The organism is Thalassospira sp. CH_XMU1420-2 (assembly GCF_037029325.1).
Classification (GTDB): Bacteria; Pseudomonadota; Alphaproteobacteria; order Rhodospirillales; family Thalassospiraceae; genus Thalassospira; species Thalassospira povalilytica.
The window spans coordinates 476,391-502,310 of the sequence record NZ_JAYMEG010000001.1 but is presented as its reverse complement, the minus strand read 5'-3'; the positions used below and the strand labels follow the sequence as shown (position 1 = coordinate 502,310).

The window sequence follows — 25,920 nt, the reverse complement described above, 5'->3', positions numbered from 1 at the left end:
CTGCGTTCCGTGATCAGCCGTCACTTAACTGCCAAATCCAAAATCATCGGCATCAAGGTCATCCGGATCATGAACCCCCATCAGGGTCACGGATGCATCATTGCCAAGTTCGATCACGACATTGCCGTCAACATCGACATGCATGTCGTTCTGGATCTGGTTGAAGTTGTTGTAGTTCCATTCCGACAGATCAATGATGTCTTCGCCCGGCGTAAAGTCGGTGATGATGTCATGACCATCGGTCTTGCCGATTTCGAACGTATCCCAACCCGTACCACCGGTCAGGGTGTCATCCCCGGCACTGCCATACAGATGGTCATTGCCCGCACCGCCCAGCAACAGGTCATCCCCGGCATTGGACCACAGGGTATCGTTGCCCGCACCACCATCAATCGTGACATTGCCATAGCTTTCAATATCGCTGGTCAGGTCGACAATATCGTTGCCATCACCGGCCTCGATCACCTCGATACCGCTGATACGGACATTGGCGCTGCCTTCGCTGACCGAATCACGCAGGAACAGGGCATCATCGCCACTGGTCATCTGCAGGGTGTCGACACCCTCGCCACCGATGAAGATGTCGTTGGACTGGTTGTAACCACCCAGATTGACATATTCGCCAGTGCCTTCGTCGCCACCGTCATGATGTCCCCAACCATTGCCATTATGGTTGTTGTGACCCCAGCCATTGTCGTGGTTGTGACCATCCTCGCTTGGCGAGCCGTCATTCAGCGCGTACCAGCTGTTACCCCAGGTATCGTCTGCATTGTATTGCAAGACATCATCGCCCGCGCCGCCATTGAGGATATCAACCCCGTTGCCGCCACTGATGGTATCGGCACCCGAACCACCCCACAGGGTGTCATTGCCTTCGCCACCATTGATAACGTCATCACCGGCGTTGCTCCAGACGATGTCATCGCCCGTACCGCCCAGAATGGTGACGTCACCATAAGACAGCGTATCACTGGTCAGATCGATAATGTCATCGCCGTTACCGGCATCAATGACTTCGACATTCGATATCCGCGGGCTGGTGCCCGGATCGGTAAAGGTATCATCCAGGAACAGCGCATCATTGCCGCTGGTCATCGACAGAGTATCGGTCCCGTCACCACCGTCAAAGATATCTTCCGAACGGTTGTAACCCGAAAGATTGATCTGTTCGTTGGTGCCATCCATACCCGGATCGCCAACGTTTTTCGCAGCATAGCTGCCGCTCCAGGTCGCGTCTTTCTGATATTCGATGGTGTCATTGCCCGCACCCGCATCAATCAGATCCGAACCCGAACCGCCATTGATCGTATCGTTGCCGGTACCGCCCCAGATGGTGTCATCACCATCATCGCCACCAAGAACATCATTTCCGTCCAGACCCGAAAGCAGGTTCGATCCATCATCCCCGAACAGATAGTCGTTGAAGTTCGACCCGATCAGGTCTTCGATCGAAGACAGAATATCATTGCCAGCACCACCAACGGCCGTGCCACTTTCAAGACTTACAGCAACTGCTGAAGATGCATTGGCATAGCTTGCCGCATCACGACCCGATCCGCCATTGAGCGAGTCATTGCCAGCACCGCCTTCAAGCGTGTCATTCCCGGCTTCGCCATACAATTTGTCGTCGCCGTTGCCACCGCTCAGCGTGTCGTTGCCGTCACCACCATACAGCTTGTCGTTATTTTCACCGCCATCAAGCACGTCATCACCAGCGCCACCTTTAAGGGTGTCGTCGCCGGTACCACCAAACAGGGTATCGTTGCCGGCATCGCCAAACAGCTTGTCCTGGCCCTGACCGCCCAGAAGCGTGTCATTGCCATCCCCGGCCGAAATGCTGTCATCGCCCGAACCGCCATCCAGCGTATCGTCGCCTGTGCCACCGGTGATCTTGTCCTGACCGCTGCCACCTTCGACAAGGTCATTTCCGGCATCACCCGACAGGGTATCGTCGCCGTCACCGCCATACAGGCTGTCATTGCCTTCCATGCCAGACAGGGTGTCCTGCCCGTTCAGGCCATAAACCGTATCGTCACCGGCAAGGGCCGCAATCGTGTCATTGTTGCTGGTGCCATAAAGCACATCATCATACGGGGTCGGGCCGCTTGATGCTTCAACACCGACAAACATGTCAGCGGTAAGTGCACCCATCGAAACACCGACCAGCGTCAACGATCCCTGACCGTTCAGATCAATGACCGTGTTGCCGTTGACTTCGCTCATCAGGCCGCGCAATTCGGTCCAGTCATCAACATCAAGCGATGCCAGGTTGATCTGGTCTTCCTGCGGGTTGAAGTCGGTAACAACCTTATTGCCGGAATTATTGGAAACAAGAATCTGATCAGCACCGGTACCGCCGGTATAGGTGTCATCACCGGCACCGCCATCAAGCGTATCGTTGCCCGAACCACCAATCAGGGTATCTGTCCCGTCGGTTCCGGTCAGGGTGTCATTACCGGCACCACCGTCAAGCAGGTCATTGCCCGCACCGCCAGACAGAACGTCATCGCCATCCCCGCCGCGCAGGGTGTCATTGCCGTCACCGCCCAGAAGCGTATCGTTCCCGGTGCCGCCATCAATCGTATCGTCGCCGGCATCCCCGGACAGAAGGTCATTGCCCGCACCGCCGGCAATGCTGTCATTATCGTCGCCACCGGAAATGACGTCGTCGCCACCTTCGCCATCAAGGCTGTCATTACCTGCCGATCCGTAAATGGTGTCGGTTTCGTCGCCGCCGGTGATGGTATCGTCGCCATCCATGCCATCGATATGGTCATCGCCGCCGCCGCCATCCATGACGTCGTTGCCGCTGCCACCGATAAGGGTATCGTTGCCTGCACCACCCGAAATCACGTCATGGCCTTCGTTGCCGTCAAGCGTGTCGTCACCGTCACCGCCCGAAACAACGTCATTGCCACTGCCGCCAGTGATGGTGTCATCGCCGGTACCGCCCGAAAGGTTGTCATCACCTTCCATGCCGTTGATCGTGTCATCACCGGCACCGCCATCGACAACATCATTTCCGGCTAGTGCGTCGATGTAATCATCTTCGCTGGTACCGATCAGAACATCGTCAAACGGCGTTGCGCCACCATCATTTTCAATACCGACAAACATGTCGGAAGAAACATCATTCAGACGCACGCCAAGCAGCGTGACCGATCCCTGATCACCCAGATCAATCACCGTGTTGCCATTGACTTCCGACAGAAGCGGCGCCAGTTCCGACCAGGTGCTGATATCAAGGGCATCGAGCGAAATCTGGTCAACACTGGTGTTGAAGTCGGTGACCACCTTGTCACCAATCAGGCTGCTGACCTGAATAAGGTCCGCACCCGAACCACCTGTCAGGGTGTCATTGCCTTCACCACCATCGAGGGTATCGTTGCCTTCGCCGCCAATCAGACGGTCCGTACCGGCACCACCATCAAGATAGTCGTCGCCCTTTTCACCATTCAGATAGTCATTGCCCTCGCCACCCGACAGGGTGTCCGAACCGTCACCGGTCCAGATGGTGTCATTGCCAAGACCGCCATCAATGGTGTCTTCGCTGACATCGGCTTCGACATTGTCAAACGTGTCATTGCCATCGCCCAGATCAACTTCGTTGTTCTGGCTGTTGCCATAAATGTAGTCGTCATGGGCCGATGCGATGACTTTTTCAAAGTTGGCAAGAATGTCACCGGCGGCATCACCGCCAAAGGCACGGCCGCCATCACCCGGGTTGCGGGCATTGGCATCGGTTTCGCCAAGATAAACCTCGACGCCCGCATCCGATCCTTCATAGCTGATCGTATCGCGGCCTTCGCCACCATCAAGGTAGTCGCCACCGGCACCGCCTTCGATGGTGTCATCACCGGCCCCACCCAGAAGGGTGTTCGCGCCGTCCGATCCGCTCAGAACATCATTGCCGTCCGAACCGATGACATTTTCGATGCTGCTGATTGCATCCGATCCGGTCGCATCCGAGCTTGCCGTACCGGCATCAAGATCAACCGTTGCACCGTTGGCCGCACCCATATCAAGGGTATCTTCACCCTCGCCGCCATCGATGCTGTCATCACCGGCAGCTGCGATCAGGCTGTCATTGCCTGCACCGGCATCGACAACGTCGTTGCCTGCACCGTCATTGATGGTATCGGCACCGTCGCCCGCCGCGATCGTATTCGCCGCGTCATTGCCCGTGATGGTGTCACCACCGGACGACCCGATGACGTTTTCGATATTGGCAAGGGTATCATTCCCGGTTTCGGCCGAGGATGCCGTACCCGCCGCCAAATCAATCGTCGCGCCGTTGCTGGTCGATGCATCGAATGTATCGGACCCGTCGCCACCGTCGATCGTGTCATCACCGGCACTGCCCGCTACGGTGTCGTCCCCTGCACCGCCATCGACAACATCATTGCCCGCACCGTCATTGATCACGTCATTGCCGGCACCGCCAAGCACAGTATCGTTGCCCGAACTGGTCCACAGGGTATCGTCACCGTCACCACCATCAACGGTGACATCACCATATGCGTGGGTCTGGCTGGTCAGATCGACAACGTCATTGCCATCACCGGCATTGATGACTTCGACATCTTCAAGGCGCACGTCATCGGTAACGGGCGTTTCAATGACCGCTTCATAGGAAATCGACTGGACATAGAAATCGCTGCTGTCACTGCCAACCGTGCCATCGGCATACGGTTCGGCCTGGAACGCAATATAGCGGAAATCAACCGGTGCACCCGATGCGTCGGTGATCGAAATGGTCGCGCTTCCGACACCGTTGGTGCCATAGGTTACCGTGCTGTCATCAAGAACGCCCGAACCGACAAGGTTTCCGTCGGCATCAAAGGCCTGCCAGGACGCCGTCTCGCCGCCGTGTTCGTTGCCATAGAAGGCAGAAAGTTGAACATTCGCGCTGCGGGCATCATTGCCAAGATCAACAACAATCGCCTCGCTGTTGCCAGATGGCGCATCATGATTGATTTCGCTACCGGCAACCTGACCACCGCTATTGCCAAGACCGGCACCAAAGAACCCGACGGTGTCATCCGCAGCCGACAGATCAAGCTTGCCATTTTCATCAACAAGCGACGTTCCGAAATCAAAGGCATACAGGTTGGCATCCGACCAGGCCGCTTCGACAGCCGATGCCGAACCGCTGCCCGACAGGCCAAGTGTTCTGGTTTCAAGCGTTGTGTCTGTTTCGCCCAGTTTGGCGCCATCAAGAACCAGCGCATCATCACCACCGGTCAGGTTCAGCGTGTCATTGCCATCCCCGCCGACAAAGGTGTCGTCACTGATATTCTTGCCACTGATGTCGGCAACATCACCGGTGCCAGCAACGCCCGGGCTGCCGTCATGGGTGGTTTCCGAATTGGTCGCGGCAACATCGTCGGCATCGAATTCAAAGGTGTCATCACCCGATCCGCCATCAAGCGTATCGTCACCTTCGCCACCCGAAAGCGTGTCATTGCCATCGCCACCGGAAACGGTATCGTCGCCCGCGCCACCGATCAGGGTGTCATTGCCGCCATCACCGGCAATCGTGTCATCGCCAGCAAGACCGTCAATGCTGTCATCGCCGCCCGTGCCGCTCAGATTGTCGTCTTCCGGTGTGCCGATGTTGGACACACCTTCAAACTGATCCGGGCCAAGCTGATCAAGCGCCACACCCACCAGCGTCACGGTACCGCCCGCCGGCAGATTGATTACCGTGTTGCCATTGCCATCATCGGCCAGAAGCGCCTTAAGGTCAGTCCAGGCATCGATGCCAAGATCAGGCAATGAAATAACGTCTTCGCCGATATTGAAGTCACTGACGACATCGTCATCGGTGCCATTTTCAAAGATCAGCGTATCGGCACCAGCACCGCCGGTGATGGTGTCATTGCCATCGCCTGCGGCGATCGTGTCGTTGCCCGCACCGGCATCAATCACGTTATCGCCCGACGATCCGGTGATCGTGTCATCACCGTCGCCGGTCGTCAGATTTTCAAAGCCGGAAATACTGTCAGTGCCGGTCTCGGTTGAGCTTGCCGTGCCCGCCGACAGATCAACTGTTGCACCGCTGGTGGCTTCAGACAGATCAAGCATGTCGGTGCCTGCACCACCCGACAGGGTGTCATCACCGGCACCGGCCATTACCGTATCGTTGCCAGCACCGCCCGAAATCGTGTCATTGCCAGCACCACCGTCAAGGACATCGTCCCCGCCATTACCGGAAATCACGTTGTCGCCGTCAGAACCGGTAATGGTATCCGCACCGGCACCACCAACTACATTTTCAAATCCGGAAATGCTGTCATTGCCGGTTTCGTTCGAGCTTGCCGTACCAGCCGAAAGATCGACCGTCGCACCATTGGTGGCTTCAGACAGATCAAGGGTATCGGTTCCGTCGCCACCGGCAAGGGTATCGTCGCCCGCCCCTGCAAGGACGGTATCGTCACCCGCACCACCATCGACAATGTCATTGCCCGCACCGGCATTGATCACATCATTGCCATCGCCGCCCGACAGGGTGTCTTCGCCCGCGCCACCATCAAGGGTGTCGTTTCCGGCACCGCCTTCAAGAACGTCGTTGCCATCATTGCCAACAAGCGTGTCATTGCCAAGACCACCGACCAGGGTGTTATCCCCGTCCGATCCGGTCAGCGTGTCATTGCCGCTTGATCCGATCAGGTTTTCGATGCTTGAAAGCTTGTCGGTTTCGGTATTGCCGATCTGGGCGGTTCCCGTCGACAGGTCGGCATTCACCGCACCGGATGCGTTGCTGTAATCAACGGTATCCGTGCCTTCGCCACCGCGCAAGGTATCGTTGCCCGCACCACCGACCAGCGTGTCGTTGCCTGCACCACCGTCAAGGATGTTGGCTTTGTGATCGCCCTTGATGGTGTCGTCATGGTCCGAACCGGTAACGTTTTCGACCTGATAGATCGCATCATTACCCGCACCGCCAGTGGCGGTATAGTTGGCCAGATCGACATCAACACCGGATGTCGCATCGTCATAAATTACGGTATCTGTGTCGGCACCGCCAACGATGGTGTCATCACCGGCACCACCGCGCAGTTCATCTTCGCCCGTGCCGCCAAGCAGGGTGTCATTGCCAACACCGCCATTGATCACATCATCGCCGTAACCACCATCAAGGTAATCATCACCGGCACCGCCATGGATGTTGTCATCACCCAGTTCGCCGCGAATGGTATCGTCGCCGGCGTTACCCCAAAGGGTATCGGCACCCGAACCACCATTGATGGTCACATCGCCATAGGAAATCGTATCGCTGGTCAGATCGACCACATCGTTACCGTCACCGGCATTGATGACTTCAACCCCGTCAAGGCGCGCCCCGTCAGTGGTTGTTTCATCAACAACCGTGTCATAGCTGATCGACCGGACAAAGAAGTCACTGCTGTCAGAACCGCTTGAACCGTTGGCATATGGTTCGCTTTCAAATGCCAGATAACGGAATTCGATCGGGTTGCCTGCACCGTCGGTCACACTGATGGTTGCCGTGCCAACACCGTTACTGGTGTAGTCGATCGTGCTGTCATCAAGCGTACCCGACGCAACAAGGTTGCCATCGGCATCAAAGGCCTGCCAGGAACCAACTTCGCCGCCACCTTCACCGGCCATCAGGTTGGAAACCTGAACCGTTGCGGTGGTTGCATCGGCACCAAGATCGACAACGATTGCTTCACTTTCGCCGGTTGCCGCATCGTGGTTGATTTGGCTGCCTGCCGGGCTGCCACCATTATTGCCGATACCGTTGCCATCAAAGGTCACGGTATCATCCGCAGCACCAAGGTTCAGCTTGCCGTTCTCGTCGACAAAAGATGTCCCGAAATCATAGGCATACAGGTTGGCATCCGACCAGGCTGCCTGAACATCGGCCGCACTAGCCGAATTCGTCAGACCCAGCGTGCGGGTTTCAACGGTTGGCGTGGTGGTTTGACCATCGCCCAGTTTCGAACCGTCCAGAACCAGTGCATCACTGCCACCGGTCATGTTCAGGGTGTCGTTGCCGTCACCGCCAATGAACGTATCATCGGAAATGTTCTTGCCACTGATGCCAGCCAGATCGCCGGTCCCATCAACACCCGGGCTTCCGGTATGTTCGGTCGTTTCGCCGGTGTCCGCGGTGCCATCGGCTTCGAAGTTCAGAACATCGTCGCCAGCACCGCCATCAAGGGTATCGTCGCCCGCACCACCGGTCAGGGTGTCGTTGCCATCGCCACCGGCAATGTCGTCATTCCCGGCGCCACCGGCCAGGGTGTCATTGCCCGAACCGCCGTCAATGTCATCGTTTCCGGTTCCACCATCAATGGTGTCCGAACCGTCATTGCCAAGAAGGGTATCGTCACCTGCACCACCGGTTACGGTGTCATCACCGGCCAGCGCATCGATGGTGTCGTCACCATCGGTGCCTTCGAGAACGTCATCATATGGTGTCGCGCCATCGGTGATGTTGGTGAAGTCATCTGCGCTCAGTTCGCTCAGACCAACACCGACAAGGGTCACTGTCCCGCCAGACGGCAGGTTCAGCACCGCGTCGCCATTGCCATTTTCACTTAGCATCGGCACAAGGTCGGCCCAGCGTTCGATGCCAAGATCATCAATCGAAAGCTTGTCTTCGCCGCGGGTGAAATCGCTGACGACATCGTCATCGGTGCCATCGGCAAAGACAAAGGTATCGGCACCCGCACCACCCGAAACGGTGTCGTCACCGGCACCGCCATCAATGGTGTCATTGCCTGCACCGGCATGGATGACGTTATCACCGTTCGACCCGGTGATCTGATCATCACCGGCACCGGTGGTTACATTTTCGAAGTTCGAAATCTGGTCATTGCCGGTTTCCGACGAGCTTGCCGTTCCCGCACCCAGGTCAACAACCGCATCACCGGACGCGTTCGACATATCAAGGGTGTCAACACCGTCGCCACCATCAAGGCTGTCATTGCCGGAACCGGCAACAACCGTATCGTCGCCCGCACCCGCCATGACAAGATCACTGCCGGCACCGTCGGAAATCACGTCATTTCCGGCACCCGCATCAATCAGGTCAATGCCATCGCCACCATCAATGGTATCGGCGCCGTCGCCGGTCGCAATCGTGTCATCGGATGCGCTGCCGGTTACCGTATCGTCGCCCGAACCGGTGATCAGGTTTTCAAAGCCCGAAACAACGTCCGATCCGGTTTCGCTGCTATTGGCGGTGCCATCATCAAGATTGACCGCGATATCCGCATCGACACCGGACATATCAAGGGTATCGGAACCATCACCACCGATCAGGGTATCGTTACCGGCATCCCCGACAACTGTGTCATCCCCCGCACCGGCATCAACGATATCATTGCCTGCACCGGCATTGATGTGGTCATTGCCGTCACCGCCACTGATGCTGTCATTGCCTTCGTTGGTCCAGACAGTGTCATCGCCCGCACCGGCATCAACCGTCACATCACCATAAGAATGAACCTGGCTGGTCAGATCGACGACATCGTCACCGTCACCGGTATTGATAACTTCGACATCAACGATGGACGGATTTGCTGCACCATTTTCATGATCGCCATCAAGAATGATCGCGTCCCCGCCGCTGGTTCCAACCAGCGTATCGGTGCCCGCACCACCGTCATAGACATCATTGCTGACACCAAGACCTTCGAGATCGGCGACATCGCCGGTACCGTCGACACCCGGGCTTCCGGCATGGTCGGTGCTGTCACCGGCCTGTGCCGTGCCGTCCGCGCCGAATTCAAGCACGTCATCGCCATCGCCACCGTCAAGGGTGTCGGTGCCGCTGCCACCTGTCAGGGTGTCATTGCCCGATCCGCCTTCAAGCGTGTCGTCACCTTCGCCACCACCGAGCATGTCATTACCGCCGCCGCCGGAAATCGTGTCATCGCCGCCGCCGCCATTGATGGTGTCATCACCATCGGTGCCACCAAGGCTGTCATTGCCTTCGGTCGGAACGTTATCGATGCCTTCAAAGTCGCCCGGACCAAGATCCTCGACCGCGACCCCCGAAAGGGTGACCGTGCCACCGGACGGCAATGTAATCACTGCCCCGTCGGGACCATTGGACAGCATGTCACGCAACTGGGTCCAGCTGGTCACACCGCTATCTGGCAGGGCGATCTGATCGGTTCCAACGGCAAAGTCGGTGACCAGATCATCATCCGTACCATCGGCAAAGACAAAGGTATCGGCACCCGCACCACCGGTCAGGGTGTCATCACCAACACCTGCATCCATCCGGTCATTGCCAGCACCACCGTCCAGAATGTCGTTTCCGGTACCGCCCAGCAGGCTGTCATTCCCGGCACCGCCGTCGATCACGTCGTCACCGGCACCACCATCGACGATATCGTCGCCGGCACCCGTTGCGATGGTGTTTGCGCCATCGCTGCCTGTGATGGTGTCTGCACCGTCACTGCCAGTTACATTTTCAAAGCCGGAAATTACGTCATTGCCGGTCGCGCTCGAAGATGCACTGCCCGCATCCAGATCAACCACCGCACCATCGGCACCGATCATATCCAGGGTGTCAGTACCTTCACCACCGGCAAGTGTATCATCGCCTGCACCGGCCAGAACCGTATCGTCACCTGCACCGGCGATGACGGTGTCGTTACCTGCACCACCATCAAGGGTGTCATTGCCTGCGCCGCCATCAATTTCGTTGGCGGCATCCGAACCGGTGATGATGTCATCACCAGCCGAACCGGTCACATTTTCGATGTTCGAAACGGTGTCTGATCCAAATGCACCGGACTGTGCCGTCCCGGCATCCAGATCAACATTCACGCCATCAGCATCCGACAGATCCAGAAGATCAATGCCGTCGCCACCGTCAATGGTGTCGTTGCCCTGGCTGCCTTCGATGGTGTCATTGCCCGCACCGGCATTGACGATATCATTGCCCGCACCGTCATGAATGACGTCATCACCGTCACCGGCATTGATTTCATCATTGCCCGCACTGGTCCAGACCGTGTCATTGCCAGTCCCGGCATTGACGGTCACATCACCATATCCATCGGTCTGGCTGGTCAGATCGACAACATCGTCGCCCGCGCCCGTATCAATCACTTCGATACCGCTAATCGACGGGGTATTCGAACCATCGACGTGATCGTTATCAAGAATGATGGCATCCGCACCAGACGTCCCCAACAGGGTATCGGTACCAGAACCACCTTCGAACTGATCGTCGCTCAGACCAAGACCTTCGAGGTCGGCAACATCCCCGGTGCCATCAACACCCGGGCTGCCGGCGTGGTCGGTGCTATCGCCAGCCTGGCCGGTACGATCGGCTTCGAACTGAAGAACGTCGTCACCGTCGCCACCATCAAGGGTGTCGGTTCCGCTGCCACCGCTCAGGGTGTCGTTGCCGCCACCGCCTGCAACCGTGTCATCGCCCGCGCCGCCGCCGACAGAATCATCCCCATCGCCGCCATCAACGGAATCGTTGCCATCACCGCCATCGACCGTATCACTGCCGCCGCCGCCCTGAAGGGTGTCATCACCGCCGCCACCAGCAACGGTATCATCACCGTCACCGGCATCGACCGTGTCATCACCTTCGCCGCCACCAAGTGTATCTTCACCCGGCGTGCCGACATTTTCGATGCCGTCAAAGTGGTTCGGTGTCAGATCGGCAACCGAAATGCCCGACAGGGTAACCGTGCCACCGGACGGAAGCGTGATCACCGCACCATCCGGTCCGTCTGACAGAAGCGGCTGCAAGTCGGTCCAGGTCGAAACACCGGCATCCGGCAGCGAAATCACATCGCCATTCAGATCAAAGTCACTGACAAGATCGGCATCACTGCCATCTTCGAAGACAAAGGTATCCGCCCCGTCACCGCCCGACAGCGTATCGTTGCCGTCGCCCGCAACAAGCGTGTCATTGCCAGCACCACCCGACAGGATGTCGTCGCCAGCACCGCCATCGATCACATCGTCGCCAGCACCACCATCAATGACGTTGGCATCATCCGAACCGGTAATGGTATCGGCATCATCCGATCCCGTAACATTTTCAAAGTTGGCAATCGTGTCCGAACCGGTATTGGCCCCACTTGCCGTACCTGCGCCCAGATCAACCGTAACCCCGCCGGTCGTTCCGGACAGATCAAGGGTATCGATACCCGCGCCACCGTCGAGATCATCATTCCCGGCATCCAGCGTCACACTATCGTTGCCAGCACCGGCATCAATCGTGTTGTCACCGTCCGACCCGGTAATGGTGTCGTTACCATCGGTCGCAATGACGTTTTCAAATCCGTCGATGCTGTCGCTGCCGGTTTCATCGCTGCTTGCCGTGCCCGCGGCAAGGTCAATGGTCGCGCCATCTGCACCGGACATATCAAGGGTATCAGAACCGTCGCCACCGATCAGGATATCGTCCCCGGCACCGGCCACGATCGTGTCATTCCCGGCACCACCGTCGATGGTGTCGGTCCCTTCGCCGCCATCAATGATGTCGTCATCGGCACCGCCATCAATAACGTCGTTACCCGCACCACCATGGATGTTATCGGAACCTTCGCCACCGGCGATGACGTCATTGCCATCATTGGACCAGATGGTGTCGTCACCTGCGCCACCATCAATGGTCACATCGCCATAGGAATGGGTTTCGCTGGTCAGATCGACAACGTCGTTGCCATCACCGGCATCGATATTTTCAATATCGACAATTGCCGGGTTGGCCGATCCGCCACCGGCGTGATCACGGTCGAGAATAATCGCATCGTCACCGGAACCGGCAACCAGGGTGTCATTGCCTGCCCCACCGACAAAGCTGTCATCGGAAATGTTCTTGCCGGAAATATCAGCTACGTCACCCGTACCATCCGTGGTCGGGCTGCCGACATGATCGGTGGTTTCACCGTCCGCACCAATGCGATCACCTTCGAACGACAGAACGTCATCACCCGCGCCGCCATCGACAAGGTCAGCACCCTCGCCACCGGCAAGCGTGTCATTGCCTGCACCGCCACTCAGGGTGTCATCACCGGCACCGCCATCCAGAATGTTGTCGCCGCTCGACCCGGTAAGGGTGTCATTGCCCGCACCACCAGTCGCACCTTCGATACCGTCAAGGGTATCGGTGCCATCGGTCGCAATGCCGGTACCGGTTTCAAGATCGACTGCAACACCGTCAGTATCGTTGGAATAATCAACGATGTCGGCACCATCGCCACCGATCAGCGTGTCATTGCCCGCACCACCCGAAAGCGTGTCGTCACCGGCACCGCCATCAATGACGTTATCGGCATCATTGCCGGCAAGCGTATCGTCATGATCCGACCCGATCAGGGTTTCGAAACCGTCAATGACGTCATTGCCTGCGCCACCGGTTGCGGTTCCGGCATCGAGATCGACATCTACACCGCCTTGGGCATCTTCATAGGACAGGACATCGTCGCCGTCGCCACCGATCAGGGTGTCATCACCGCCATTGCCGTAAACGGTGTCATTGCCTGCGCCACCGTCAAGGATGTTGTCATTGTCATCACCAACAAGAACATCATCACCAGCACCACCGGTAACGTTTTCGATGCTTTCAAGGGTGTCATTGCCTGCTTCGCCGGTCGCGGTCCCCGCGCCCAGATCAACCGTCACACCTTCGGTCGTGTCGGAATAGTCGGCCGTGTCGCTGCCATCGCCGCCGCGCAGGGTATCATTGCCCGCGCCACCAATCAGCGTGTCATTGCCTTCATTGCCGTAAATGTCATCATTGCCGGCCTGGCCATCGACGATATCGTCGCTTTCAAGAGCGTGGATTTCATCGCTGATCTGACTGCCGATGATGTTGTCTTCGAATTCGGTGCCATAAATGACGTCATAGCCAAAGAAGTTCTTTGGCGACAGGTCATCAACCGACACGCCTTCGAGCGTGATGCTGTCCCCATCATCAAGTGTGATGACCGCATTGCCATTTTCGTCATCGGCCATCTGGTCACGCAAGGTGGCGTAATCTTCGATGCCATAGGACGACAGATCGATCATGTCTTCATCGACATTGAAATCGGTTGCGGTGTCATGGCCGCCACCCGGCTTCAGAACGATCATGTCTTCGCCGTCACCGGTGATGATGACGTCATCACCCGCGCCACCAAACAGGGTGTCGTTGCCCGATCCGCCATCAAGGGTGTTGATGCCGTCGCTACCGACCAGCGTATCGGCATAATCGGTACCGATCACGCGTTCGAAGTTGCGCACGATGTCATCACCGCCCGCACCGGTCGCGTATTCCTTGATCAGGTCAACCGTGACGCCGCCATCGACATTGGAATAGTCGACCGTATCAAGATCGCCATCGCCACCATCCAGGATATCATCCCCGGCATCGCCATAGACCCAGTCATCACCGCTGCCGCCTTCGACAATGTCATCGCCGTCGCCGCCGCTCAGCGTGTCGTCGCCTGCTTCACCCAGAAGGATGTCGCCACCGGCACCGCCTTCGATGGTGTCATTGCCGTCACCGCCGCTGATTTCATCGGCACCGTCACCGGCATCGATCACGTCATCCCCGGCACCACCATCTACCGCGTCGGCACCGGCGCCCGACGAAATGGTATTGTTCGCGGCATCACCACGGATTTCATCATTGAAGTCCGAACCGACAACATTTTCGACATCGTTCAGGCGGTCTGTGCCCTGACCGGTTGCCGTTCCTGCATCCAGATCGACATTAACGCTTTGGGTTGCGGTGCTGTAATCAACGGTATCGGACCCTTCGCCGCCATCAATGACGTCATCACCGGTCCCGCCGACAAGGATATCATCCCCATCCAGACCAGACAGCGTGTTGTTCTGATCATTCCCGATCAGGGTATCATCATGCAGCGTGCCGGTAACATTCTCGATCCCGTCAAGAACGTCGTCGCCGTCACCGCCGGTAACCGTGCCGTTTTCAAGATCGGCGACAATGCCTGCACCTTCGGTCGAATAATCAACCGTGTCGCTGCCTTCGCCACCGACCAGCACGTCCGAACCCGAACCGCCAACCAGCGTATCGTTGCCGGTCCCGCCATCAAGGGTGTCGTTGCCGGAACCACCGATCAGGCGGTCGTTGCCAATGCCGCCTTCGACGGTGTCATCGCCGCCCAGCGCATTGATAATGTCATCGCCGTCACCGCCGATCATTTCATCAGCATCATCGGTACCCAAACGGACATCGACACCAATGAAGTTGTCTGCACTAAGCTGGGCTGCCGACACGCCTTTAAGCGTGATGGTATCGCCGCTTTCAAGATTGATGGTCAGATCGCCGTTGGCATTGGTGCCAAACATTTCCTCAAGCGCGTCATAACCGGCAATGTTGAAACTGGTCAGATCGATCTGGTCGGCACCGACATTGAAGTCCGTGATGGTGTCATTGCCGTCACCCGGATTGAAGATGACCTGATCGGCACCGCCACCAAGGCTCAGCGTGTCATTACCGGCACCGGCATCAAAGGTGTCATTGCCTGCACCACCGATAAAGGTGTCGCTTTGACCGCCGCCGATAAAGGTATCGTTGAATTCCGAACCGCGGACCACTTCGATCCCGTCAAGGGTATCAGTACCGCTTGATGTGCCGCTGACAGTATTGTTGCTGGTGTCAACGGTGACGGCGGATTCTGAATCGATATAGCTTGCGGTATCAACGCCGTCGCCACCGATCAGAACATCATCACCTTCGCCGCCGCGCAGGGTATCGTTGCCTGCACCACCATCAAGGGTATCATTGCCGCTTCCGGCCGAAATGGTGTCGTTTCCGGCCCCGCCCTCAACAAGGTCATCCCCCGCGCCAGACGAAATGACATCATTGCCATCACCGCCCAGAACGGTATCGGCACCCGCACCACTATTAATGGTGTCATTACCTGAACCGCCATCAATAATGTCTTCGCCGTCACCGGTGCTGATGGTATCGGCACCCGCACCGCCATTGACGGTATTGTCGCCATTGCCGGCATCGATCACGTTGCCGTTGCCATCGCCGGTAATCAGGTCATCGCCATCACCGGTCGTGACATTTTCAATATTTCTGAAGCTGTCGGTATCCGTGCCATTCGTCGCAGTACCAGTAGTGAAATCAACGGTCTGGTCACCATCAATATCCGACAGATCCAGGGTATCAATACCGGTGCCGCCATCAAGGGTATCACTGCCTTCACCACCGCGCAGGGTATCATTCCCCGCCCCGCCGGACAGAACATCATCACCGCCACGACCATCAAGAACGTCGTTGCCCTGTCCACCTTTCAGGGTATTGCGACCTGCATCGCCCCGAAGGGTGTCATCACCAAGCGAACCGGTAATATTTTCGAAGTTGGAGATAATGTCGCCGGTGTTTGTCACACCGGTTTGCAAGTCAACAGATACGCCAGATTCACCTGCAAACGATACGGTATCCTCGCCCGCGCCGCCGTCAAGCGTGTCACGGCCGGATCCACCCGAAATCGTATCGTCGCCATCTTCACCAAACAGCACATCATTGCCAGCACCGCCGGTGATCGTATCATTCCCGTCGCCTGCCAGAACTGTATCGTCGCCTGCACCGCCGGTAATCACATCGTCGTGGTCGGATGCAATAACCTGTTCAATGCCGCTAAAACTATCCGTCCCGGTATCGGCACCGGTCGCGATATTTGTCTGCAAATTGATATCCAGACCCGAGCCGGCATCCGAATAATCAAGCGTATCAGCACCTTCGCCACCGAAATAGGTGTCGTCACCAAGTTCACCGACAAAGCTGTCATCACCTGCACCACCGCGCAGGGTGTCGTTGCCAGCGCCACCAGTCAGAAGATCATTACCCGCACCGCCGTCAATAACGTTGGCGGCATCGTCCCCGGTAATCGTATCCCCGTATTCGGTCCCGACGACATTCTCGAACCCGGAAATGGTGTCATCGTCATCCGCGCCGCTTGCCGTGCCGGCCGCAAGATCAATGGTCTGTGCACCCGTTGCATCGGAATAATCGAGTGTATCCGTACCCTGACCACCAGCAAGGGTGTCATTACCTTCACCACCCGCGATCAGGTCGTCTCCGGCACCGCCATCAATGGTATCGTCGCCAGCCCCGCCCACCAGGGTATTGGTGTCAGCCGATCCGGTAATGCTGTCATTGGCATCCGAACCAATAACATTCTCGATGTTGCTCAGACTGTCGGTGCCGTTGGCCTTGTCTGCCGTCCCCGCACCAAGATCAACATCCACGCCGGTCTGACTGTCACTGTAATCGACGGTGTCGATACCGGCACCGCCGTCAATCACATCATCGCCGGCACTGACATTGAAGGTATCCTGACCACCGCCGCCAAGCAGGGTGTTATCCGCATCGGATCCGGTAATGACATCGTTAAAGCCGCTACCGACGACATTTTCAACATTCAGGACGGTGTCACCGGTATTCTCGTCGGTTTCGCCGGTCCCGAGATTGATCTCGATACCTTGCTGTTCACCTGCATAATCGACGGTGTCGATACCATCGCCACCATCAATCAGGTCATTGCCCCTGCCACCGACAAGGGTATCGTTGCCAGCCCCGCCAAGCAGGGTATCATCGCCATTGCCGCCCGACAGAATGTCGTCGCCACCTTCGCCAGACAGAATATTGTCGAGCTCGTTACCACTGATCGTATCGTTGTAATCCGATCCCGTCAGGTTCTCGATATTTTCAAGCTGATCGGTGCCAAGACCGGTTACCCGACCAGCCTCAAGGTCAGCCGTGATGCCACCGGTTGCATTGCGATAATCGACAGTGTCCGATCCCGCACCACCGCGCAGCACATCATCGCCGCCTGTTGCAACAATGGTGTCGTTGCCAGCCCCGGCATTGATGCTGTTATCGCCGCTATCCCCTTCGAGCATGTCGGCATGGCCGGAACCGACAATGTTTTCGATCCCTGAAAGGGTGTCTTCGCCTGCGGCACCGCTTGCGGTCTGATCTTCAAGATTGACCGTCACCCCGCCGCCGGCATTGGCATAGCTGACCGTGTCGCGCCCCTCACTGCCAACCAGGGTGTCGTTACCATCCAGTCCTTCAAGGACGTCGTCGCCTTCGCCACCGACAAGAATATTGTCCGCATCAGAACCGGTCAGGTGATCATTGCCCGCACCGGAAACGATGTTTTCGATGTTGCGAAGCGTGTCATTCCCGCCATCTGTCGTGGCCGTCCCGGCGTTCAGGTCGACAGCAACCTGTTCGGTGTCGTCGCTGTAATCAGCAGTATCGACACCATCGCCGCCATCAAGGACGTCATCTCCGTCCCCGCCAACCAGCGTATCATCACCGTCGCCGCCATAGATGCTGTCATCATCTTCAAGACCATAGATGATGTCATTACCGTCAAGCCCCGACATCGTGTCCTGGCCGTCGGTACCATACATTGTGTCATCGCCGGTGCTTCCGACAATGTCACGTACCCCGATAAAGTTGTCGGCAGAAATGTCATCCAAACCGACCCCTTCAAGGATCATCGACGTGCCTTCACCGAAATCGATGACAAGGTCACCGTTTTCGTTCTCCGACATCAGTTCGAACAACTGGCCATAAGTATCTATACCCAGGCCGGTAATATCGATCTGATCTTCACCAACAGCGAAATCGGTTACTGTATCGGTTCCGTCATTCGGACCAACAACATAGACATCAGCACCAGCACCACCGGTCAGGGTGTCATCGCCCGCCCCACCGGTGATGGTATCTGCCCCGCCACCGGCTTTGATAATGTTGGCACCATCATCACCCGTAATCGTGTCGGCCTGGTTCGAACCGATGACATTTTCTACGCCGCTGAGACGATCTGTTCCATCTGCACCGGTTGCGACACCTTCTGACAGGTCAATATTAACAGCACCACCGGTTTCATAGCTGACCGTATCAACGCCTTCACCACCTTCAATCGTGTCATTCCCGACACCACCAATCAGAAGATCGTCACCAGCCCCACCGTCAAGCACATCATCACCGAGGCCGCCGGCAAGCGTGTTGGCACCATCATCGCCGACAAGCGTGTCGTCGTGATCGGAACCAGTAACATTTTCGATGGTTGCAAGGGTATCATTCCCGGACGCACCGCTGGCTGTGCCCGCGGCCAGATCGACAGTAACCCCGCCATCGGCGGAACTGTAGTCGGCAAGGTCAACGCCCTCGCCACCGACTAGTGCATCGTCGCCCGCACCGCCAACCAGCTTGTCATTTCCGGTGCCGCCCAGAATGACGTCATCACCTGCACCGCCCGAAATCGTATCATCACCGGCCCCACCGAAAAGGGTGTTGGCACCGTCATCCCCTGAAATCACATCTTTCAGGTTTGAACCGCTGACATTTTCAATGCTGACAAGAGTGTCTTCACCATTAACACCGCCAGTGCCCGCAGCCAGATCGACTGTTACGCCGCCGCTACCGTTGTAATCGACGGTGTCTTCGCCGTCGCCACCATCAATGATGTCATTGCCCTGACCGCCGGAAATTGTGTCATCACCACTGTTCCCGTATATTGTGTCGTCTCCGGCGCCACCACTGATCGTGTCGTTGCCATCAAGCCCGTCAATGATTTCTTCGGCGGATGTACCCTCAAGGACATCATCACCGTCGGTGGCACCCAGGCTGTCGATATCGACAAAATTATCCGCACTCAGCTCGTCCGGGGAAACGCCGGTCAGTGTCATTGTTCGATCATTAATCGAAATGACCGCGTCACCATTGTCGTTGCTGGTGATCAGCTTCTTGAGTGCTTCGAAATTCGGAATGCCGAAATCACTAAGATCAATTTGATCTTCGGCAGGGTCAAAATCGGTCACCACCACGTCGTCACTGATATTGCTCAGGACGAAAGTATCTGCCCCGTCGCCGCCCGATATCACATCCTGCCCGGCACCGGAATTGATGGTGTCATCACCGGCACCACCGATAATCGTGTTATCAACAGACGACCCGGTTAAAACGTCGTCATAATCGGATCCGATAAGGTTTTCGATTTCGACAAGTTTGTCTTCACCGTCTGCACCGGTTGCGGTCCCAGACGCAAGGTTAACGTTTACGCCACCCGTTGCATCCTCGTAGGTAACGGTATCGAAGCCAGCTTCACCATTGAGGATATCATTGCCTGCACCACCGGCAAGCGTATCCGCACCGGCACCACCAATCAGTTCATCGTCACCGCCGCGCCCCTCAAGCACATCGTTCCCAAGGCCACCCTTCAGGATATTGGCATTGTCATCGCCCGATATGTTGTCGTTATATGAGGACCCTGTGACATTTTCGAAATTCGATATCGTATCGCTGTCACTGCCCGACACGGCCTGATTGGTCTCAAGATCGACACTGACCCCTGATGACTGGCCTTGGTAGAAAAGCGTATCAACGCCGTCGCCACCGTCCAGAACATCACTGCCCGATCCACCATTGATGGTGTCATTCCCATCACCGCCGGTAATGGTATCGGAACCTTTGCCGCCAGATATCAGATCATTGCCCGATCCGCCGTCAATGATGTCATTACCGTCACCACCGGTAACAGTATCGTCACCAGCCTTTGCCGTAATGACGTCGCTGCGACTTGTACCGTCCAGAATGTCTTTCTGATCCGTGCCTTCCAGCGACCGGATACCCCGGAAGTTTGCATATGTCAGGCTATCGGGATCAACACCTTCAAGGGTAATTACCGCATCACCAACCGTGATCGTCGCATTACCAGCAGCATCCTGGCCGATGAAATCGGTGATGTCCGAGAACAGTTCAAGACCATCAATGCCTTGAATATCGATGACGTCCACCGCCGGATTGAAGTCAGTGACGACATCGTTTCCGCTTTCCGGGGACACAACAAAAGTATCAGCGCCTGAACCGCCTGTCAGGGTATCGTCACCACCGCGCCCATCGATGGTGTCATTACCCGCACCGCCGATGAAAACATCATTGCCGCTGCTACCCAACATGGTATCAGCGCCAACGGAGCCCTCTATTTCCTCAAAACCGGAAATCTGGTCGACAAAGTTGCGCCCGGTAACCGTGCCAGCCTCAAGATCAACTGAAACACCAGATGCAAGGGTACTGTCCGCGCCAGAATTGTAGCTCAGGGTGTCTGTGCCGTCGCCACCGATCAGGGTGTCGATGCCACCACTTCCGTAAACGGTATCATCACCGGCACCGGTATCGATAATGTTGCCCTGACTGTTCCCGACAACAACGTCATCACCGGCACCTGTGACAACATTTTCGATGTCGGACAAACTGTCGGTGCCATCCCCCTGGGCAACGCCGCTTACAAGGTCGACCTGAACACCACTTGCGACATCTGAATAGTCAACTGTGTCAATTCCGTCTCCACCCAGCAGGGTGTCATTGCCACCGCCACCGGCAAGGGTGTCATCACCAGCCAGACCGGAAAGAACGTTGTCACCATCATCGCCGGTAATAATGTCATCATTGCCGGTGCCGACCACGTTCTCGAAATTAGAGATTTGAGACGTACCGGAATTGGTAACCGCAACACCGGTCTCCAGATTGACATTCAGCCCGCTTTCGCTGCCAAAGCCAATGGTGTCGGTTCCTTCGCCGCCATCAAGGGTGTCGTTGCCACCAACACCACGGACAAGATCGTCACCTGCGCCGGTGGAAATGAAGTTGTCATCCCCGCTGCCAATGACCGTATCGTTGCCCGCACCTGTGATGATGTTTTCGATGCCCGAAATGCTGTCGCTTTCGCCAGTTTCGGAATCGCGTGCGGTCCCCGTATTCAGACGCACATCTTGCGCGGTGTCACGCGCACTGAGATCAAGCGTATCTGATCCGTCACCACCGATGATGGTGTCATTGCCGTCTTCACCGACAAACAGATCATCACCCGCGCCACCATCAAGGGTGTCATTCCCGCCACGGCCGACAATCGTGTCATTGCCAGCCCCGCCGGCAAGAACGTTTACGCCACTATCGCCGTAAATTTCGTCGTCATGGTTTGAACCGGTGACGTTTTCGATACGATCAAGAAGATCGTCTCCGTCCGCACCGCTTGCGGTGCCGGCTTCAAGGTCGACGCGAACACTGCCATTCGCACCGGAATAATCGACGGTGTCGATGCCTTCCTGACCGCGCAGCGTATCATTACCCGCACCGCCCGAAACGGTGTCATTGCCAAAGCCGCCGGAAATGACGTCGTCTCCGTCGCCACCGCCAAGCGTGTCATTGCCCCCGTAACCGTAAACAGCATCATTGCCGCCGGTTCCGAATTCGATGTCATCATCTTCGGTTTCAAAGATACGACCGAAACCGCGGAAATCATCGGCAACAAGGCTGTCGCTGCTTACTCCTTCAAGGGTAAGAACGCCCTGTTCACCGAAATCGATGACGGTATTGCCGTTGCCATCGTCCGACATCATGGTTTGCAGGGTCGCGAAATCCTGAATGCCCAGACGCGACAGATCGATGATATCTTCAGAACCGTTGAAATCGGTGATGGTGTCACTGCCGAAATTCTCGGTCAGTTCGAAGTCATCCTTGCCCGCGCCACCGCTCAGCGTGTCATCACCCGCCCCGCCGGTCAGGGTATCGATGCCCGCACCGCCTTCAAGAACGTTGTTGCCGTCGTCACCCTTGATGTGGTCGTCGAAATCCGACCCGACGACATTTTCAACCATCTGGACAACGTCATTGCCCGCCGCACCGGTCGCCGTTTCATTGGAAAGATCGACCGTCACTGCACCGGTTGCATCGCTGTAATCGACGGTATCGGTGCCGCTACCACCCTGGATGTGATCATCCCCGGCGCCACCGGAAAGGGTATCATCCCCCGATCCACCGGCCATAACGTCATTACCGGCCCCGCCGATCAGCTGATCGTTGCCCGATCCCCCTTGGAGGACATCGTCGCCCGTGCCGCCATCGAGACTGTCATTGCCTTCGCCGCCCTGAAGAATGTCGTTCCCGGCTTCACCGCTCAGGACGTCATCACCGGCCGCCCCCTGCAAAAGGTCATCGCCGGTACCGCCCACAAGGGTATCGTCGCCACCATTGCCCTGAAGGGTGTCATTGCCCGCACCGCCGCCAAACACGTCTGCATCTTCGCCGCCCTGCACCAGGTCATCACCTGCGGTCGGGACGTTATCAAACGAAATTGCCGTGCTGTCGCCATCGCCAGCATCGCCAGAGGCCGGAGCATCCCCGTCGCCATCGGTGGTTTCTTCACTGGTTTCGTCACCGGTACCGGTATCGCCGGTCTGCTCGGTTTCGTCGCCAGAGGACGCAGTATCTTCGTTGGTTTCGGTATTGGGATCGGCTTCGTTCGATCCGGTTGTTTCTTCGCCCTCGGCGGCACCTTCGGTTTCACCATCAGTTGGTGCACCTGCTTCGGCATCGCTGGTCGCATCACCGCCAGCGCCTGCACCGGCCTGCGCGCCCGGGGTCGTATTGTCTTCCTGGGTGGTGGTGCCATCACCGGCACCCGCATCCCCCAGCGGGTCGGAACCGTCACCACCGGCAACAGGATCTGTTCCATCCTGCGCACCGGTTTGCAGCGCACCGTCAGATCCTTCGCCACCTTCGAGGCCGGTATCACCGGTATCAACAGTGTCGCCGGCATTGCCGTCAGCACCGCCGAGCGTGTCCGAACCATCGGCACCATCAGCACCATCAGAGCCGCCAGTACCATCGGTGCTATCGGATCCATCCGAACCGCTACCGGTTTCAGCTTGCGTGCCGCTGCCTTCCGCACCCGAAGTTTCATCACCGGCACCGGTTTGTGGCTCCGAACCGCTTTCGGCCCCGGAATCACCCGCAGACTGATCTGCCCCGGTATCCGTACCGGCATCTGCACCCGCATTACTGCCGGCGTCAGCAGAACCGCCATCTCCAGATGTGCTGTCGCCAGCATCTGATCCGCTGTCACCCGATGCGGTCTCGCCCGAACCCGCATCGTTACCCGCGCCGTCATTGCCGGCATCGCCACCAGCTGTGTCACCACCGTCGGAACCGGCTGTTTCATCCGTACCGGAACCGCTATTTACGCCATCAGAACCACTGGACGCAGTTTCGTCTGCACCACCGGCTGATGCACCGGAATCAGAAGATCCGCCATCTGATGAACCACCGTCCGAAGAACTGCCATCTCCGGTCGCATCATTCGAACCGGATCCGGTTTCGGCGGGTGTATCACCATCGCCGCCCGATGCCGCATTCGTACCGTCATCTGCACCGGAACCTGTTGAACCGCCTGTTTCACCAGTTTCTGCACCACCGGTTTCACCAGATGCATCAGAACCGCCGGACGTTCCGGCATCCGCGCCGGATTCCGTGCCAGAATCTGAACCAGAATCCGCACCGTTGCCCTCTGCCCCGGCAGAAGTGCCGTCGCCGCCAGCGCTGTCTGTACTGTCACCGGAATTCTTTGCGTCGGTCTGATCGGACGTCGTGTCATCCGATCCGCCACCGGAACCTGCATCGGAACTCGTATCGGAACTGGCATCGCTGCTGCCTGCGCCGGACTCCACCGGGTCCGCGCCGTCCGATCCACTGGCATCATCGCTTGCGGAACCGCCACCTGTCGTATCGCCGCTTGTATCGGTTTCAGATGAATTGCCCGTATCCGTGCTGCCCTCGCCGGACGCGCCCGCATCACCGGCATCCGGATCAGTTGCACCTGCATCGCCTGATGCGGAGTCACCCGTACCGGTTTCAGACGCACCGGACTCAGACGTGCTGTCGCCGCCGGTCGAACCGCCGGTATCGCCAGAAGCAGAATTTTCGGACGTCTCATCGACGTCATTGCCTTGCGCAGCACCCGAACCAAGGTCAACGCGAACGCCCTGCTCGGAACTGCTGTAATCAAGGGTGTTCTCGCCCGTACCGCCGTCAATGACATCGCTGCCGTCACTGACCTTGAACGTGTCGTCGCCAGCACCGCCGACAAGCGTGTTGTCACCGGAATCACCGGCAAGCACATCATTGCCCGACGTGCCGCGGATATTTTCAAAATTGCTGAACGAAACACGGTTGGCACCAAGATCATCGGTCGCCAGCCCCTCGCCGAGATCGGCCCGCATGCCATCAGCAGCACCATCAAGCGACAGGGTGTCTTCACCCGCGCCACCGTCGATAGTATCCGCCCCACCGCCCGACGAAATCATGTCATCGCCGTCAGACCCGGCAATTGTGTCATCGCCCGAAGTACCGTCGATGACACTGGCCGTCTCGTCGGTTGCCGCATCGCCACCGGCATCGGAACTGTCATCGGAAACCACGGTTACCGGGGAAATTTGCGGTGCTTCGACAATGGTTGCACTGGCAAGCTGCGCCTTGGTCACCCCTTGCAGCACCAGAACATCGCCGGTAGCAAAGGTCACAACCACATTGCCCGCACCATCATCGGCCGCCAGCAACATCAGGTCGTTGATACTGTCGACGCCAAGATCGGTAAAGGCCAGCTCGTCTTCGTCGACATTGAAGTCGGTGATGGTGGTTTTCTCGAACCCGCTTTCAAGCACAAAGGTATCACGCCCGGCACCACCGGTTACGACATCCTCACCCTCGCCCGATTCGAGGATATCGTCGCCTTCGCCGCCGATCAGCGTGTTGTTTGCACCATCCCCAACCAGAACATCGTCATAGGCGCTGCCGATGACGTGCTGAACATTGGTGAAAACCTGATTGGCCAAAGCCGGGGAATTGCCGCCGCCCTGCGCGCTGGTTCCGGAATCGGAATTTGCCGCTGCAGAATCATCTTCTGCGCGGTTATCAAGAACCTGTTCAATATCGGTGTCGGTAACACCAACACCATCATCTTGATTGGCGGGCGAGGCCACGAGAGTTACTCCCTACTTGGGAATTATATTTACCTGATTCGAAAGCAGCGGCGCTGACAGCAGAATCGATTTATACACTAGTATAGATCACTATCTGCAACCCATCAACCA

Annotated in this window: 1 protein-coding gene; it reads right to left on the bottom strand. The window is 57.3% G+C overall.

Translation table 11 applies throughout. The features are described from left to right. Positions 1-24: 24 nt before the first annotated feature. Positions 25-25,809 (bottom strand): M10 family metallopeptidase C-terminal domain-containing protein, encoded by a 25,785-nt coding sequence (locus tag WA429_RS02230; RefSeq protein WP_287464380.1) that lies wholly within the window; start codon positions 25,807-25,809, stop codon positions 25-27. Positions 25,810-25,920: the final 111 nt, after the last annotated feature.